Origin of the sequence: Microbacterium sp. GbtcB4 (assembly GCF_019091465.1) — a bacterium.
Taxonomy (GTDB): domain Bacteria; phylum Actinomycetota; class Actinomycetes; order Actinomycetales; family Microbacteriaceae; genus Microbacterium; species Microbacterium paraoxydans.
The window spans coordinates 1-234 of sequence record NZ_JAGXJJ010000616.1 but is presented as its reverse complement, the minus strand read 5'-3'; the positions used below and the strand labels follow the sequence as shown (position 1 = coordinate 234).

Here is a 234-nt window from a genome sequence, read left to right as displayed (position 1 = left end):
TCGAGGAACGGCCCCTCCAGGTGCGAGCCGAGCACGGCCGCATCGGCCCTGGTCAGGGCGGCGATCAGGGCGACACTGCGGGCGAGGTCGGCGATCGTGCCGGTGACGAGCGAGATGACGGCCCTGGTGGTGCCGTGCTCGCGGTGCAGATCCCGTCCGGTCCGGGTCGCGTCCACACCGTCGTCGTACGCCGCGCCCGCTCCGCCATGACCGTGGATGTCGCCGGAGCCCGGC

The 234-nt window shown here is 73.9% G+C and carries 1 pseudogene; it reads right to left on the bottom strand.

The window, feature by feature from the left end:
* A pseudogene (locus KVS71_RS19015) lies at window positions 1-234 on the bottom strand (N-acetylglucosamine-6-phosphate deacetylase); the annotation flags it as partial.